The organism is Shinella sp. HY16 (assembly GCF_028534175.1).
GTDB lineage: Bacteria > Pseudomonadota > Alphaproteobacteria > Rhizobiales > Rhizobiaceae > Shinella.
In genome coordinates this window covers 200,953-215,961 of sequence record NZ_JAHYXL010000001.1, presented here as the reverse complement: position 1 = coordinate 215,961, position 15,009 = coordinate 200,953, and the positions used below count along the sequence as shown (strand labels likewise).

Annotated in this window: 15 protein-coding genes; 10 read left to right on the top strand and 5 right to left on the bottom strand. The window is 65.3% G+C overall.

What is annotated here, in order from left to right:
* The first annotated feature begins 11 nt into the window (after nucleotides 1-11).
* Nucleotides 12-3,503, top strand: a complete 3,492-nt coding sequence (locus K0P03_RS01125; RefSeq protein WP_023516638.1) for a PAS domain-containing hybrid sensor histidine kinase/response regulator — start codon at nucleotides 12-14, stop codon at nucleotides 3,501-3,503.
* Between the two features lie 3 nt (nucleotides 3,504-3,506).
* Here K0P03_RS01125 and K0P03_RS01120 read toward each other — a convergent pair whose 3' ends face one another.
* Together K0P03_RS01120 and K0P03_RS01115 are read right to left on the bottom strand one after the other, a co-directional pair.
* On the bottom strand, nucleotides 3,507-4,160 hold the full coding sequence (locus K0P03_RS01120) for a response regulator (protein ID WP_023516639.1): 654 nt from the start codon (nucleotides 4,158-4,160) through the stop codon (nucleotides 3,507-3,509).
* A 69-nt stretch (nucleotides 4,161-4,229) separates the two neighbouring features.
* Nucleotides 4,230-4,658, bottom strand: coding sequence for a hypothetical protein (locus K0P03_RS01115; protein WP_023512399.1), 429 nt, complete (start codon nucleotides 4,656-4,658; stop codon nucleotides 4,230-4,232).
* Between the two features lie 109 nt (nucleotides 4,659-4,767).
* Between K0P03_RS01115 and K0P03_RS01110 the strand changes: the two genes are divergently transcribed.
* The 3 genes from K0P03_RS01110 to K0P03_RS01100 all read left to right on the top strand — a co-directional run bounded on the left by K0P03_RS01110 (nucleotide 4,768) and on the right by K0P03_RS01100 (nucleotide 6,536).
* Nucleotides 4,768-5,115, top strand: a complete 348-nt coding sequence (locus K0P03_RS01110; protein WP_023512400.1) for a DUF952 domain-containing protein — start codon at nucleotides 4,768-4,770, stop codon at nucleotides 5,113-5,115.
* Nucleotides 5,115-6,200, top strand: a complete 1,086-nt coding sequence (locus K0P03_RS01105; RefSeq protein WP_272788690.1) for a quinone-dependent dihydroorotate dehydrogenase — start codon at nucleotides 5,115-5,117, stop codon at nucleotides 6,198-6,200. Before K0P03_RS01110 ends, K0P03_RS01105 begins: the two co-directional genes overlap by 1 nt.
* 138 nt (nucleotides 6,201-6,338) lie before the next feature.
* Complete coding sequence (locus K0P03_RS01100) at nucleotides 6,339-6,536, top strand: DUF2934 domain-containing protein (RefSeq protein WP_023512402.1); 198 nt, start codon at nucleotides 6,339-6,341, stop codon at nucleotides 6,534-6,536.
* Between the two features lie 22 nt (nucleotides 6,537-6,558).
* On the opposite strand, the gene K0P03_RS01095 is transcribed toward K0P03_RS01100, so the two are convergent.
* Genes K0P03_RS01095 through K0P03_RS01085 form a run of 3 tightly spaced genes read right to left on the bottom strand, consistent with a single transcriptional unit; the run spans nucleotide 6,559 to nucleotide 8,737 of the window.
* On the bottom strand, nucleotides 6,559-7,920 hold the full coding sequence (locus K0P03_RS01095) for an MATE family efflux transporter (protein WP_245462048.1): 1,362 nt from the start codon (nucleotides 7,918-7,920) through the stop codon (nucleotides 6,559-6,561).
* A 59-nt stretch (nucleotides 7,921-7,979) separates the two neighbouring features.
* Entirely contained in the window at nucleotides 7,980-8,468 is a 489-nt protein-coding gene (locus tag K0P03_RS01090) for a CAP domain-containing protein (RefSeq protein ID WP_272788688.1), read from the bottom strand.
* A 2-nt stretch (nucleotides 8,469-8,470) separates the two neighbouring features.
* Entirely contained in the window at nucleotides 8,471-8,737 is a 267-nt protein-coding gene (locus tag K0P03_RS01085) for a DUF6460 domain-containing protein (RefSeq protein ID WP_023512405.1), read from the bottom strand.
* Between the two features lie 144 nt (nucleotides 8,738-8,881).
* On the opposite strand from K0P03_RS01085, the gene K0P03_RS01080 reads away from it, so the two are divergent.
* The 6 genes from K0P03_RS01080 (at nucleotide 8,882) to K0P03_RS01055 (ending at nucleotide 15,006) form a co-directional block, all read left to right on the top strand.
* A complete protein-coding gene (locus K0P03_RS01080; RefSeq protein ID WP_023512406.1) occupies nucleotides 8,882-9,823 on the top strand; it encodes a methyltransferase domain-containing protein in 942 nt (313 codons plus the stop codon).
* Nucleotides 9,824-9,888: 65 nt separating this feature from the next.
* Nucleotides 9,889-10,524 carry a YitT family protein gene (locus K0P03_RS01075; RefSeq protein WP_023512407.1) on the top strand — a complete coding sequence of 212 codons (636 nt, stop codon included), beginning with the start codon at nucleotides 9,889-9,891 and terminating at the stop codon, nucleotides 10,522-10,524.
* 55 nt (nucleotides 10,525-10,579) lie between these two features.
* A complete protein-coding gene (locus K0P03_RS01070; protein ID WP_272788687.1) occupies nucleotides 10,580-13,105 on the top strand; it encodes a ligase-associated DNA damage response DEXH box helicase in 2,526 nt (841 codons plus the stop codon).
* Nucleotides 13,106-13,135: 30 nt separating this feature from the next.
* A complete protein-coding gene (pdeM, locus tag K0P03_RS01065; protein ID WP_023512409.1) occupies nucleotides 13,136-13,861 on the top strand; it encodes a ligase-associated DNA damage response endonuclease PdeM in 726 nt (241 codons plus the stop codon).
* 120 nt (nucleotides 13,862-13,981) lie between these two features.
* On the top strand, nucleotides 13,982-14,488 hold the full coding sequence (locus K0P03_RS01060) for a winged helix-turn-helix transcriptional regulator (RefSeq protein ID WP_023512410.1): 507 nt from the start codon (nucleotides 13,982-13,984) through the stop codon (nucleotides 14,486-14,488).
* Between the two features lie 77 nt (nucleotides 14,489-14,565).
* Complete coding sequence (locus K0P03_RS01055; RefSeq protein ID WP_023512411.1) at nucleotides 14,566-15,006, top strand: universal stress protein; 441 nt, start codon at nucleotides 14,566-14,568, stop codon at nucleotides 15,004-15,006.
* The last annotated feature ends 3 nt before the right edge of the window (nucleotides 15,007-15,009 follow it).

Here is a 15,009-nt window from a genome sequence, read left to right as displayed (position 1 = left end):
CGGGAGGAAGCATGCCGGGCTCGCTGATATTCGCCCTGGCGCTCGCCTATCTGCTGCTGCTCTTTGCGGTTGCAAGTTACGGCGACCGGAAGGCAAAGCGCACCGGCCGCACATCGAAGGGCCGGCCGCTGGTCTATGCGCTGAGCCTTGCGATCTACTGCACCTCCTGGACCTATTTCGGCGGCGTGGGCCTTGCCACGACCCATGGCCTCGAATTTGCGGGCATCTATATCGGCCCGATCCTGATGTTCACGCTCGGCATGCCGCTCATCCGCCGCATCGTGACGCTGGCCAAATCCGAACGCCTCACCTCGATCGCCGATTTCGTCGCCGCGCGCTACGGCAAGAATCCGGGCGTCGCCGCCGTCGTCGCCCTCATTTCGCTGATCGGCTACATCCCCTACATCGCGCTGCAATTGAAAGCCGTGTCCAGCTCGGTCTCGGCCATGGTCGATACGACCGGCTTCGGCATCGCCGCCTCCGGCGGCCTCATCGACCTGCCGCTGGTCGTCACGCTCTTTCTCGCGTGTTTTGCCATCGTCTTCGGCACGCGCCACACGGACGCAACCGAGCACCAGGACGGCCTCATCCTCGCCATCTCGATGGAATCGCTGGTCAAGCTCGTCGCCATCGCCTCGGTCGGCATCTACGTCATCTTCTTCATGTTCGACGGGCTCGGCGATCTCTGGCAGCGCGCGGCGGAGAACGAGCGCGTCATGCAGGCGCTGACCTACGAGACGCCGGTGGCACGGTGGATCCTGCTCATCGTGCTGTCCGCCTTCGCCATCGTGATGCTGCCACGCCAGTTCCATGTCACCGTGGTGGAGAACCGCACGGCAGGCGAGCTGCGCATGGCGGGCATCCTCTTCCCGCTCTATCTCGTCGCCATCAACCTCTTCGTGCTGCCGGTCGCCATCGGCGGCGTGCTCACCTTCAACGGCCAGGGCGATGCCGACCTCTATGTGCTGACCCTGCCCTTCGCACTCGACCAGCCGCTCCTGACGCTGGTCGCGTTCATCGGCGGCTTCTCCGCCGCCACCGCCATGGTCATCGTCGCCTCGGTGGCGCTCTCCATCATGGTGTCGAACGACATCGTCATCCCGGTCGTGCTCAGGCGCAGCCTCATCGGCGGTGTCGAGCAGCAGGACGACCTCTCGCGCATGCTGCTGCGCATCCGGCGCCTCGCGATCTTCTTCGTCTTGCTGCTGGGTTATGCCTATTACCGCGCCGCGACCGCCAATGCGGGCCTTGCCTCGATGGGCCTGCTCGCCTTCGCCGCAGCGGCGCAGGTCGCCCCGACGATGCTCGGCGGCCTCTTCTGGCGCAATGCCAATGCACGCGGTGCCATGGCCGGCATGATCTCCGGCCTCGTCGTCTGGGCCTACCTGCTGTTCCTGCCGAGCATCGGCGTCGCCGACAATGCCTATATCGCCGAAACGGTGCTCGGCTTCCTGTTTCCCGGCGCGACCATCTTTACCGGCGAGAACGCGGACCCGCTGGTCAACGCCACGCTGCTGGCCATGATGGTGAATATCGGCGCCTATGTCGTCGGCTCCCTCACCCGCAATCCGACCTCGCTTGAACGGCTGCAGGCCGGCACCTTCATCCGCTCCAAGCCGCGCCTCGAGCGGGCCTTCCGCGGCCGACGCACCAAGGTGACGGTCAAGGACCTCAAGACGACCATCGCCAAGTATCTCGGCGAGGAGCGCATGCAGCGCTCCTTCCATACCTATGAGCGGCAGGTCGGCCGCTGGCTGGAAGACAACTCCCCCGCCGACGCCGCCATCGTGCATTTTTCCGAGCAGCTGCTCGGCAGCGCCATCGGCTCCTCCTCGGCCCGCCTCGTGCTGTCGCTCGTGCTCCAGCGCATCGACGATACGCCGACGGATACGGACTGGCTGCTCGACCAGGCCAGCGAGGCCCTGCAATACAACCAGGACATGCTGCAGACGGCACTCGGCCAGATGGACCAGGGCATCGCCGTCTTCGACAGCGCCGGGAACCTCACCGTCTGGAACCGCCGTTTCCGCCAGCTGCTCGACCTGCCGGAATATGTCGGCCAGGTCGGCTTCCCGCTTTCCGATATCGTGGAAATCCTCGTCGAGCGCGGCGACATCGCCGCGGAGGAGCAGGAGGCCGTGGTGACGCGCACCATGACCTTCGACGAACCCTTCGCGCTGGTGCTGTCCGGCGGCGAGCGCATCATCGAAGTGCGCACCAACGCCATGCCGGAAAAAGGCTTCGTTTCCACCTATACGGACATCACCGACCGGGTGGCGGCCGACCGGGCGCTGAAGCAGGTCAACGAGACGCTGGAACAACGCGTCGCCCAGCGCACCATCGAGCTCACCCGCGTCAACACGGAACTCGCCGAAGCGCGCGCTGCCGCCGAGGAGGCGAACATCAGCAAGACGCGTTTCTTCGCCGCTGCCGGCCACGATATCCTGCAGCCGCTGAACGCCGCCCGGCTCTATTCGTCGTCCCTCGTCGAAAGGCTCGGCGAGACGGAGAACCGCGAGATGATCCACAATATCGATTCCTCGCTGGAATCGGTGGAAGCGATCCTCGGCGCCGTGCTCGACATTTCCCGCCTCGACACCGGTGCGATGAAGGCGCGCGTGCAGACGGTACCGCTGAAGGACCTGCTGAAACGCATCGAGACCGATTTTGCGCCGATGGCGCGGGCGAAGAACCTGAAATTCACCGTGCTCCCCTCCTCGCTCGCCATCCGCACCGACCCGAACCTCCTGCGCCGCGTCGTGCAGAACCTCGTCTCGAACGCCATCAAGTACACCAATTCGGGCAAGGTCCTCGTCGGCGTCCGGCGCAAGGGTGGGCACGCCTATATCCAGGTGCTCGATTCCGGCATCGGCATTCCCGCCTCGAAATTCCGAACGGTCTTCAAGGAATTCGCCCGTCTAGACGAGGGCGCGCGTACGGCACCGGGCCTCGGGCTCGGCCTTTCCATCGTCGACCGCATCTCGCGCGTGCTGTCGCATCCGGTCGAACTGCAATCGACGCAGGGGCGCGGCACCAGCTTCAAGGTGCGCGTTCCGATCGATGCCGCCGCAAGCCGCCACGTCGCCGATAAACCTGCCGCTGTGCCCGTCAGTGACGAGCCGCTCAAGGGCCTTCGTGTCCTCTGCGTCGACAACGAGCCGAAGATCCTCGACGGCATGCGGCTGCTTCTCTCGGGCTGGGGCTGTACCGTCACGCTTGCCGAATCGGTGGCCGCGGTTGAAGCCTTGGCCGCAACCACCGTCGATGCCGTCATCGCCGACTACCACCTCGACGACGGCACAGGCATCGCCGCGATCGGAAAGCTTCGGGCAGCGCTTGGCCGCGAGGTTCCAGCCCTTCTCGTCACGGCCGACCGCACGCCGGACGTGCGCGCGGAAGCCGAACGCGACAATATCCTCGTGCAGAACAAGCCCGTGCGTCCCGCCTCCATGCGGGCCTGGCTGACGCAGCTTTCGACGACGCAGCGGGAGGCGGCGGAATAGGCCTCAGGCGGCGGCCTGAGCACTGCCGATCTTGCCGAGCTGGATGACCGCCTGGGTGCGGCTGTCGACATTCAACTTCAGGAGGATCGCCGAGACATGCGCCTTGATGGTCGCCTCGGAGACACTCAATTCATAGGCGATCTGCTTGTTGAGCAGGCCTTCGGCGAGCATGGCGAGCACGCGTGACTGCTGTGGCGTCAGCGTACGCAGCCGCGCGATGAGATCAGCAACCTCGCTGTCCTGCTCCGGCCCGCGCACATAGCCGCCGGGCGTATAGATGTTGCCTTCCAGCACCGAGCCAATGCCCTCGCGGATATCCTCGATGGAGGCGGATTTGGAGATGAAGCCGGAGGCGCCGAGATCGAGCGCTCGGCGGATGGTGGCCGGGTCGTCGCTCGCCGAGACGATGACGACCGGAAGGCTCTGGAATTCGGCCCGCAGCGAGATCAGGCCGGAAAGGCCGCTGACGCCGGGCATGGCAAGGTCGAGCAGCATGAGGTCGGCGTTCGGATTGCCGGCGGCGGCCTTGCGCGCCGCCTCGAAATCGCCGGCCTCGACGATGTCGGGATTGCCCGCCATTCCGGTCAGCGCCTGTTTCAGCGCACCGCGGAACAGCGGATGGTCGTCCGCGATGATGATCGTGAGTGCCGATGCCATGCGCTCCCTCCCAAGAGTAGACGGACCCGCGACGGACGCAACACGACCTCGGCCGGCGAAGGATGTCCGTTAGGTCTTTTGCGGGACCGCGTCTTTCCCGGGGGTGGTTTCCTCCTCACCCTCCTCCAGGTTTTTCACGATGCCCATGAACCTTTGCATCATCTTTTCCATGATGGTCATGGTCCGGTCAATCTCTTCATCCGTGGGTAGAGACGGTTTTGCGGTCGTCTCGCCCGTCACACCACCTTTTTCCAGCGCTTCGACACGCTTGGTGAGCAGGTCGAGCTCCTTTTCGAAGGCGGCGCGCTCATCTGCCGCCATGCGGCAGACGATCTGGCCCTCCTGCTCCCGGCACAGCGAAACCTCGCCCGTCGCCGTGTCGAGGCGGACAAAACCGCCGTCCGTCTTCTCCATGCGATAACGTCCCTCGCCCTCGGCCTGGGCCGAGCCCGCCACGAGGGCGACAACGAAGATGAAAGGCAGAGCGTGAATTCGCATGCAAAATCCTCCAAGAGCCGGTTTGCGGACCTGTCGCCGGTAGACATTCGCCGTTCTTTGCGGCAAGCGCTACCGTTGAAAAACAGCAGCCAGTGGAGGAACGGACGAGATGGCCAAAACAATCTACAAGATCGTTCCGGCAAGTCTGTGGCAGAAGGCGAAGGCGAACGGGATTTTCGAGGGCGCCGCCATCGACCTGTCCGACGGCTTCATCCACTTCTCCACCGCCACACAGGCAAAGGAGACGGCCGCCCGCCATTTCGCCGGCCAGGATGATCTCATTCTTGTCGCCGTCGATGGTGATACGCTCGGCGACACGCTCGTCTACGAACCCTCGCGTGGCGGCGATCTCTTCCCCCATCTTTATGCCGTCCTTCCGCTGTCCGCCGTGCTCTGGGAAAAGCCCCTGCCGCTCGGTTCGGACGGCGCCCACCAGTTTCCGGAGATGCCGCTCTGATGTCGCTCCTGTCCACGCTCGGCCGCAAGGGCCTCTTCCTCTTCGATCCGGAAACCGCCCATGGCCTCTCGATCGCCGCGCTGAAGGCCGGCGTCGTGCCAGCCTGCCCGGCCAAGGCCGATCCCCGCCTCGCGCAAACCGTCGCCGGCCTTGCCTTCCCCAATCCCGTCGGCATGGCCGCAGGTTATGACAAGAACGCCGAGGTGCCCGAAGCCCTCCTGCGCCTCGGCTTCGGTTTCACCGAGATCGGCACCGTGACCCCACGCGCCCAGGAGGGCAATCCGAAGCCCCGCATCTTCCGCCTGGTGCAGGACGATGCCGTGATCAACCGTCTCGGCTTCAACAATGCCGGCCATGCAGCGGCGCTCGAGCGTCTGAAGGCCTGCCGGCGCGATGCGCTGATCGGCGTCAATATCGGCGCGAACAAGGACAGCGCCGACCGCATCGCCGACTATGTCGCCGGCATCCGCACCTTTTACGACGTGGCGCGCTATTTCACCGCCAACATCTCCTCGCCCAACACGCCCGGCCTGCGCGACCTGCAGGCCAAGGAAAGCCTGCATGCCCTGCTGTCGGCCGTGCTCGCCGCACGCGCCGAGGAAGCGACGAGAAGTGGCCGCCAGGTGCCGGTCTTCCTGAAGATTGCGCCCGACCTTACCGAGGAGGGTCTCGACGACATCGCCGAGGTCGCCCTCGCCCATCCGCTCGATGGCCTCATCGTCTCCAACACGACGCTGTCGCGAGTTGGCCTCAGCGACACGCGCCAGGCCGGTGAAGCAGGCGGCCTTTCCGGCAAGCCGCTCTTCGAGAAATCGACCGTGGTGCTCGCCAAGATGCGTCGGCGCGTCGGCGAAAACCTGCCGATCATCGGCGTCGGCGGCGTCTCCAGCGCCGAGACGGCGGCGGAGAAGATCCGCGCCGGCGCGGACCTCGTGCAGCTCTACTCCTGCATGGTTTACGCCGGTCCGACCCTGCCTGGCGAAATCGTGAACGGCCTCTCGCGCATTTGTGATCGCGAGCAGATCGCCTCGATTTCCGCGCTTCGTGGCACGCGCACCGCCCACTGGGCCGAGCGCGCCCTCTGAGCGCCACACGGGAACCATAGTCGTCCTGGAGGGTTTCGTTCCTGCGGGTGGAGTGTTCGGCAAAAGCTGATTCGCATCGACGGTAGCCTGCACCGATCCCGCCTATAACGGCCAAAAAGGCCAGGAAGGGACGATACCATGGACGACCACGACGAACGAATCCGCCAAAGGGCTCACGAAATCTGGGAAGAAGAAGGCCGCCCGGAAGGCCGTGAATATTCCCACTGGCTGCGCGCCAGGGCCGAAATCCACGAAGAGGATGGCGGCGGCCCGGCCCGGCCCGAAAGGCCCTGGACGATAGCAGGTCTCGGCATCGGCCTCATACAGCCGGTCTGACGATCAACATCCGGGTCGGGGATCAGCTCCGGCCCGGCCTGGAAAACTGCCGTTCTGCAAGCCCCGGCAAGCGCAGAGCCAGGAAAATGCCCCGAAAGGCAAGAAACAGGTTGAGCGACAGCCAGAGCCCGTGATTGCCTAAAAGCGGCACGAAGACGGCAAGCGACAGCAGATACCCGACAAAGGCCAGCAGCATCATGTTGCGCATGGCCGTCGACCAGGTCGCACCGATATAGACCCCGTCCATCTGGAAGGCGAGAGCACCGACAACCGCCGTCAATGCGGCCCAGGGCAAATACTTCGCCGCCTCCACCTGCACGCTTTCTGTGGTCGTCAGCAGACCGATCACATCCGTTCCAAAGGCGAGGAAGAGCAGCGTGGTGACGAAGCCGAGGCCGAAGGACCAGAACACGGTGAGCTTGACGGCCCGGTCGAAGGCCGGACGGAAATTCGCACCGAAGGCCCGGCCGACGAGCTGTTCGGCGGCATTCGAAAGACCGTCGAGATAATAACCGGCGACGAGGAAGATGTTCATCAGCACCGCATTGGCCGCCAGCATCAGCGGACCGAACGAGGAACCGATGCGCGTCATGATGGCGAAGGAACCGATCAGCACGAAGGTCCGGATCATGATGTCGCGGTTGAGCGAGAACAGGGCCCGAAGCCTATCCCGGGCAAGGACCTCCGCACGGGAAGGCCGGTGCGCCCGGTTGAAACGGGAGACGACGATGGAGAAGCCGGCAAGCGCACCGATCGTCTCGCCGGCAAAGGTACCCCAGGCGATGCCGGCAATGCCCCAGCCGAACCAGAGGCCAAGCACGATCGACAACACGATATTGGTGCCGTTGATGATGGCCTGCAGCATCAGCCCCATCAGGCTCTGCCCGCGGCCGAGCACGAAGCCGAGCAGGGCATAGTTGGCGAGCGCCATGGGCGCGGCAAGCACGCGGATCATGAAATAGGTCGACGTCACCTCCGCGACGCCGGGCGACGGCGCCATCAGGAAGAGGCCGGCGGACAACAGAAGGGGCGACAGCAGGGCTATGGCGAGCCCGCAACAGAGCGCGATGACGAGTGCGCGCCAATAGACCGCCTGCTCTTCCCTTGGATCGCCGCGGCCGAAGGCCTGGGCGACGAGGCCGGTGGTGGAAGCGCGCAGGAAGTTGAAACTGCCGAGCAAAAGGTCGAAGAGCACGGCGCCGATGGCAAGGCCTGCCAGAGCATCCGCCGAACCGAGCCGTCCGGCGACAGCCGTATCGGTCAGCCCCATCAGCGGCGTCGTCAGGAAGCCGAGCGTCATCGGGATGGCGATCGATAGCACGAGCCGGTGCGTCACCTCGAAGGGGCCGGCTCCCTCGTTGCCGTTTGCGGTCGCTGCACTCACGATCCTTCCCCCCTACGCCACCCCAACCTGCCACTCCCCCGAGCGACCGGCCGGCTCTTTCAGCTTGACAACACCATCGCCCAGTAGGGCCGGTTGCCGGATGCCGGATTGGAGACGACCGCGACGCCCAGCCCGCGGTAGTTCGCCCCCAGCATGTTCTCCAGATGTTTCGGCGAACGATACCAGGCCTCGAAGGCTTCGGCCGCGTTGTCCTGGCCGACGGCGATATTCTCCGCTGCCGGCAGCGGCACCTCCATACCCTTCATGCGCTTCAGGAAATTCGCGCCGAAGCCGATATTGTGTTCCATCTTGCCCGCACTCGCCATGCGGCTTGCCTGGTCCATGGCCGCACGCTGCGCCGCCGTGTCGAGCGATAGCGGCGCAAGGCCGCGCTCGGCCCGGATCTTGTTGACGAAGGAGAGCGAAGCCGGCGTCTGGTCGCTGCCGGTGCCGGCCGAAGGGCTCAGCACGCTGGTGGTGGAACAGCCCGCAGCCAACATGGCGACGGAGGCCGCGGAGGCGGCAAGAAAGGCGCGACGGGAGATCATGATCAGCGACGATAGCTCAGAACACGGATGAGGATGAAGACAGGCACCACGATGACGGCGCCGAGCAACAGGTAGTCGCCCAGCCGGCCGAGCGTCTTGAAGCCGGTGTTCCAGAGGTCGACGATGAAGTCGCGGACGGCAAAGAGGATATCGTCCGGATAGAGCCCGAAGATCGACATCAGGAAGCCCACGGCCACCGACAGGATCAAGAGCTTGATGATCACGCGGATCGGTGTATCGCCGAGGAACCCGTTCACGCCATTCGACATCAGTTGATTCTCCAAAAACTCGTGTCCACTCCAGATAAGCCGTCACCGGTTCCGCGGCAAGCAAGGCGTCCCCGCGAGAATTCGCTTGCCTTTTGCCGCGGCCCTGCCATGTAGCGCCGTCTGTTTTCCCGTTTCCGAGCCCCCATGACGAGCCCGCACTTCTCCTCCGGCGATCTCATCGCCGACCGCCGCGCCGATTATGCCCGCATGTTCGCGGAATCGGGCGAGTTCGCGGAGGCTGCGGAACTCATGGAACAGGCGCTCGAACAGGTGCCCGCCTGGGCTGCCGGCTGGTTCCGGCTCGCCGAATATGCGGAGAAATCGGGCCGGAAGGAGGCGGCGGCGGCCGCCCTCGCGAAGGTCGTCGCCCTCGACCCGGCCGACATCTTCGGCGCCGGCCTGAAGCTTGCCGTGCTGGGCGTTGCCGAAACGCCCGCCGCGCCGTCCACCGCCTATGTCGAGCGGCTCTTCGACGACTATGCCGACCGCTTCGACACCGCTCTCGTGCAGCGGCTCGACTATACGGTGCCGCAGACACTCGCCCGGCTGGTGCGCCGGCATGCGGGCGAGGATGCGCATTTCGGCCTCGTCTCGGATATCGGCTGCGGCACCGGCCTCTTCGGCGTGGAACTGCGCGCCAGCGCCGGGCGGCTCGAAGGTTTCGACCTGTCCGCCGGGATGCTGGCCAAGGCGGCGGAGAAGGCGGTCTACGACCATCTCGCGCAGGCGGACCTATCTTTGCCCGCCGAAAAGAGCGGGCTTTTCGCCAATGCGCCGGAGGAGCGGGCCGACCTCGTCAGCGCGGCCGACGTGCTGATGTATCTCGGCGACCTCGCCGAGGTCTTCCCGAGCGCCGCGCGCCTCTTGAAGGCCGACGGCCTCTTCGCCTTTTCCGTCGAGGATGGCGGGATGGACGACACGCCGCTGCTGCGCCCGTCGCTGCGCTATGCCCATCCGGAACGCTTCATCCGCAAAAGGGCCGAGGAGAACGGCCTTGCCATCCTCGCCATGGAGAAGAGCGTGATCCGGCAGGATGCCGGCCAGCCGGTGCATGGGTTGCTCTTCCTTGCGAAGCGCGAGGCTTAGCCGAAGGCAGCGCTTGCGCCGGATATGGCGCCCTATACAACAGAAGAAACCCTCGGAGATCTGGCATGGACGGCGACAAACGGCGTTTCGGCTTCTGGAACCCCACCCCCACCCGCCATACGCCGCTGGAAGACGCACAGGGTCTGTTCGCCAGCAGCATGATTGCCGCGCTCGGCCTTGCCCTGATGGGCAGCGCCGGACTGGTGGCGAGCGGCACCGCCGGCGTCGCCTTCGTGCTGCATTACCTGACGGGCGTAAGCTTCGGCCTCTATTACACCGTCGTGAACATCCCCTTCTACGTCCTCGCGCTGAAGCGCCTCGGCTGGGCCTTCACGATCAAGACCGTGCTGGCGGTGACGATGACCTCGCTGATCACCGAGCTGCAACCGCATTTCGTGACCATCGAGAGCATCGACCCGATGTGGACGGCGGTGCTGGCGGGCATCCTGCTCGGCTTCGGCCTGCTCGGCCTCTATCGCCATCGCGCCAGCCTCGGCGGCATCGGCGTTCTCGCCGTCTACATGCAGGAGCGTTTCGGTATCCGTGCCGGTCTCGTGCAGCTCGCCTTCGACGTCGTCGTGCTCATCGCGGCTTTCTCGGTGGCCGCGCCCTTCATCGTGCTCTGCTCGGTGGTCGGCGCGCTGGTGCTCAACCTCTTCCTGACGGTCAATCACCGCGCCGACCGCTACATCGCCATGTGAGGCTATTTTTCCAGGGACCGCTTCACATTCGACCAGCGGTCACTAGCTTAGGCCGGTGAGCATCATCGATTCTGCCGCCGGCCCCAGCCTCCTGCCCTCCACCTTCGCCGCCTGGTTCTCGGCCAAGGGATGGCAGCCGCGTGCGCATCAGATGGAGCTGCTCACGCGGGCGACGGCGGGCGAAAGCCTGCTGCTCATCGCCCCGACCGGCGCCGGCAAGACGCTCGCCGGCTTCCTGCCGGCCCTTACCGACCTCACACGCCGCGGCAGGATTCCGCCCGGCAGCGCCTTCACCGGCATCCACACGCTCTACATCTCGCCGCTGAAGGCGCTCGCGGTCGATATCGAGCGGAACCTGATGAAACCCGTCGAGGAGATGGGCCTGCCCATCACCATCGAGACGCGCACCGGCGACACACCGCAGGCCAAGCGCCAGCGCCAGCGCCTCAATCCGCCCGACATCCTGCTGACGACGCCCGAGCAGGTCGCCCTGCTCATCGCCAACGGCGAAGCGCCGCGCTTCTTCAAGGACCTGAAATACGTGATCTTCGACGAGCTGCATTCGCTCGTCACCTCCAAGCGCGGCCATCTCCTGTCACTGGGGCTCGCGCGGCTGCGGCAGCTTGCGCCTGGCCTTCGCACCATCGGCCTTTCGGCCACCGTCGCCGAACCCATGGATCTCCGCCGCTGGCTGGTCGAGCAGCGGCCGGGCGAGGCGCGGCATGCCGGCCTCGTCACGGCGCCGGGCGGGGCGCGGCCGATCATCACCATCCTCAAGAGCAAGGAGCGCGTGCCGTGGTCCGGGCACTCCGCAAAATATGCGATGCCCGAGGTCTACGAGGCGATCCGCGACCACAAGACCTCGCTGCTCTTCGTCAACACGCGCAGCCAGGCGGAAATCCTCTTCCAGGAGCTCTGGAACATCAACGAGGACACACTGCCGATCGCTCTGCACCACGGCTCGCTCGATGTCGGTCAGCGCCGCAAGGTTGAAGCCGCCATGGCGGAAAACCGCCTGCGCGCCGTTGTCGCCACATCGACGCTCGACCTCGGCATCGACTGGGGCGACGTCGATCTCGTCATCCATGTCGGCGCGCCGAAGGGCGCCTCGCGGCTTGCCCAGCGCATCGGCCGCGCCAACCACCGCATGGACGAGCCGAGCCGGGCGATCCTTGTACCCGCCAACCGCTTCGAGGTGATGGAGTGTCAGGCGGCACTCGACGCCAACTATCTCGGCGCGCAGGATACGCCGCCGGTGGGCGAAGGCGCACTCGACGTTCTCGCCCAGCACGTCCTCGGCATGGCCTGCGCCGCGCCCTTCGACGAGGATGTGCTTTTTGCCGAGATCACCGCCGCCGCACCCTATACCGATCTGCCCCGGGAAAGATTCAGCCGCATCGTCGCCTTCGTCGCCACCGGCGGCTATGCGCTGAAGACCTATGAGCGCTATGCCCGCATCCGCAAGACGCAGAACGGGCTGTGGCGCGTCTCCAATCCACAGGTCGCCCAGCAATACAGGCTCAATCTCGGCACGATCGTCGAAATGCCGATGCTGAACGTGCGCATGGTCAAGCGCGGCGCCAAGGGCGCGATCGGCCGTGGTGGCGCCTCTCTCGGCAAGGTGGAGGAATACTTCCTCGAAATGCTGGCGCCCGGCGATACTTTCCTCTTTTCCGGCAAGGTACTGCGCTTCGAGGGCATCCGGGAGAACGAGTGCCTCGTTTCCCAGGCGTTTTCGCTCGACCCGAAAGTGCCGGCCTATGCCGGCGGCAAGTTCCCGCTCTCCACCTATCTCGCCGATCAGGTGCGCGGCATGCTGGACGATCCCGACCGCTGGGGCGGCCTGCCCGAGCAGGTGCGCGACTGGCTGGCCTTGCAGCGGGACGTCTCCGCCCTGCCGAAACGCGACGAGCTGCTCATCGAGACCTTTCCACGCGGCAGCCGGCACTACATGGTCGCCTATCCGTTCGAAGGGCGGCTGGCGCACCAGACACTCGGCATGCTGCTGACGCGCCGGCTGGAGCGGACCGGCCGCCGGCCGCTCGGCTTCGTCGCCACGGACTATTCGCTTGCCGTCTGGGCGCTCGACGACCTCGGCTACAGCTTTGCCGTGGAACGCCCATCGCTGGCAGAGCTCTTCGACGAGGACATGCTGGGCGACGACCTCGAAGCCTGGCTAGACGAAAGCTTCATGCTGAAGCGCACCTTCCGCAATTGCGCCGTGATCGCCGGACTTATCGAGCAGCGCCACCCGGGCAAGGAAAAGACCGGACGGCAGGTCACCGTTTCCGCCGACCTGATCTACGACGTGCTGAGAAGCCACGAGCCAGACCACATCCTGCTCGAAGCCACGCGCAACGATGCGGCGGCAGGGCTTTTGGATATTCAGCGATTGGGCGATATGCTGGCACGAATCAAGGGTCACATCACCCATCGTCGGCTCGACCGCATCTCACCGCTCGCCGTGCCGATCATGCTGGAAATCGGCAAGGAACCGGTGGCGGGCGAGGCACAGGATTCCCTGCTGGCGGAAGCGGCGGAGGACCTGATCGCCGAGGCGATGGGCGAGGCCGTTATCTGAAGGTCCATCTAGAGGGATTGAACGACAGGCATGCAGAGGCTCGCGCTGGCATCGGCGAAGATCGAGGATTTCGGCGCCGTTTCGGCCCGCACCGTTGTGGCGGGCGTCGAAGCGGTGTGTGATCCGCTGGGCGCGCTCTACCTGCCGGAAACCCGCCTTCTCGTCGTCTCGGACCTGCATCTGGAAAAGGGCGCCGCCTTCGCACGGCGCGGCATGATGCTGCCGCCCTACGACACGCTCGCCACGCTCAAGGTACTCGAAGCCGTCATCCTCAGGCACGATCCGGCGATCGTCGTCAGCCTCGGCGACAATTTCCACGACCGCGTCGGTTCGGCCCACCTGCCGGACATGTTCCGCACGAAGATCGCCGATCTGGCACGCGGGCGTGACTGGATCTGGATCAACGGCAACCACGATCCCGACGGGACGGTGGACCTGCCCGGCCAGTCGGCCGACGAGCTGCACTATGCGGGTCTTGTCTTCCGGCACGAGCCATCACTGATTTCACCTGCCGGCGAGATTGCAGGGCACCTCCATCCGGCCGCCACCGTCATCCGCCGGGAGAAGGCCGTGCGCCGACCCTGTTTTGCGACCGACGGGCGACGCCTGCTGATGCCCGCCTTCGGCCTGATGACGGGCGGGCTGGACCTGCGCCACAAAGCGATGACCGGCCTTTTCGAGCGGCCAAACCTCGTCGCCCACATGCTCGGTCGTGATCGCATCTATTCCGTACGCTTCTCCAACCTAGTCGGCTGAGCGCCCCGGCGTGCCAACACCGCGCGCGTTTCGCACTGCGGCTTCGCACCGGACATGATCTCAGCGGCTTGATGGGCGCCCGAACCGCTTGTAACATGCAAGCAGTTCCTGGAGAGCCCGATGAAAGACACCTACCGCTCCGGCTGCCCGATCAACCTGACGCTTGAAATCCTCGGCGACCGCTGGAGCCTGATCGTGCTGCGCGACATGATGTTCGGCAACCGTCGCCACTTCCGCGAGCTCCTGACGAAATCGGAGGAAGGCATCGCCTCCAACATCCTGGCGGACCGGCTGCGCCGCCTCGTCGAGGAAGGCATCGTCAGCAAGGCGGACGATCCGAGCCACAAGCAGAAGGCGCTCTACAGCCTCACCGAGATGGGCATCGCTCTTGTGCCGGTCTTCGCCATGATGGGTGCCTGGGGCCGGCGCTTCCTGCCGGTGACGGAGGACCTGTCGATCCGTGCGGAACTGCTGGAAGAGGGAGGCCCGCCTCTGTGGGAGGCCTTCATGGAGGAGCTGCGCGCAATCCACCTCGGCGCGCCGCGCCCTGCCCGCTCGGTCTTCAACGAGCTGCAGACCGCCTATGCGGCGACAGTTGCCCGCAACATGGCTGCAACCAGCGCTTGACGAAAGCGTTGCGGTTGATTTCCATCAAGGCAGCGCCGGACGCCGGTTCTAGTCTGGGCAAAAAAGGAGGCTGCACCATGTACAAGCATATCCTCGTTCCCACGGATGGGTCCGACATGTCTTCCGCCGCCATCGACCAGGCGCTCCAGCTCGCCAAGACGCTCGGCGCCAGGGTGACGGTTTTGACGGTAGCCGAACCGCTGCACTTCCTTCCCGTGACGCCCGGCGCGACCGTCAATCTCAGGACGGATTACGAAGCGCATGTGAAGGAGGATGGCATCCGCATCCTCGGTGCAGTCGAGGCAAAGGCGAACACCGCCGGCGTGGCAGTGGAGACACTGCAGGTGACGGCGGGCGATGCCTGGCAGGCGATCGTCGACACCGCCAAGGCAAAGGGCTGCGACCTCATCGCCATGGCCTCGCACGGCCGGCGCGGCGTCAGCGCCTTCCTGATGGGCAGCGTCACGACGAAGGTACTCAGCCACGCCAAGGTGCCTGTCCTCGTCTACCGCTCCTGACGC

Coding starts and splice junctions, on each gene's coding strand:
- K0P03_RS01100 (WP_023512402.1), top strand. CDS start 6,339: ATGGACGACCACGACGAACGAATCCGCCAAAGGGCTCACGAAATCTGG.
- K0P03_RS01080 (WP_023512406.1), top strand. CDS start 8,882: ATGACGAGCCCGCACTTCTCCTCCGGCGATCTCATCGCCGACCGCCGC.
- K0P03_RS01075 (WP_023512407.1), top strand. CDS start 9,889: ATGGACGGCGACAAACGGCGTTTCGGCTTCTGGAACCCCACCCCCACC.
- K0P03_RS01120 (WP_023516639.1), bottom strand. CDS start 4,160: ATGGCATCGGCACTCACGATCATCATCGCGGACGACCATCCGCTGTTC.
- K0P03_RS01125 (WP_023516638.1), top strand. CDS start 12: ATGCCGGGCTCGCTGATATTCGCCCTGGCGCTCGCCTATCTGCTGCTG.
- K0P03_RS01115 (WP_023512399.1), bottom strand. CDS start 4,658: ATGCGAATTCACGCTCTGCCTTTCATCTTCGTTGTCGCCCTCGTGGCG.
- K0P03_RS01105 (WP_272788690.1), top strand. CDS start 5,115: ATGTCGCTCCTGTCCACGCTCGGCCGCAAGGGCCTCTTCCTCTTCGAT.
- K0P03_RS01090 (WP_272788688.1), bottom strand. CDS start 8,468: ATGATCTCCCGTCGCGCCTTTCTTGCCGCCTCCGCGGCCTCCGTCGCC.
- pdeM (WP_023512409.1), top strand. CDS start 13,136: ATGCAGAGGCTCGCGCTGGCATCGGCGAAGATCGAGGATTTCGGCGCC.
- K0P03_RS01085 (WP_023512405.1), bottom strand. CDS start 8,737: ATGTCGAATGGCGTGAACGGGTTCCTCGGCGATACACCGATCCGCGTG.
- K0P03_RS01110 (WP_023512400.1), top strand. CDS start 4,768: ATGGCCAAAACAATCTACAAGATCGTTCCGGCAAGTCTGTGGCAGAAG.
- K0P03_RS01060 (WP_023512410.1), top strand. CDS start 13,982: ATGAAAGACACCTACCGCTCCGGCTGCCCGATCAACCTGACGCTTGAA.
- K0P03_RS01055 (WP_023512411.1), top strand. CDS start 14,566: ATGTACAAGCATATCCTCGTTCCCACGGATGGGTCCGACATGTCTTCC.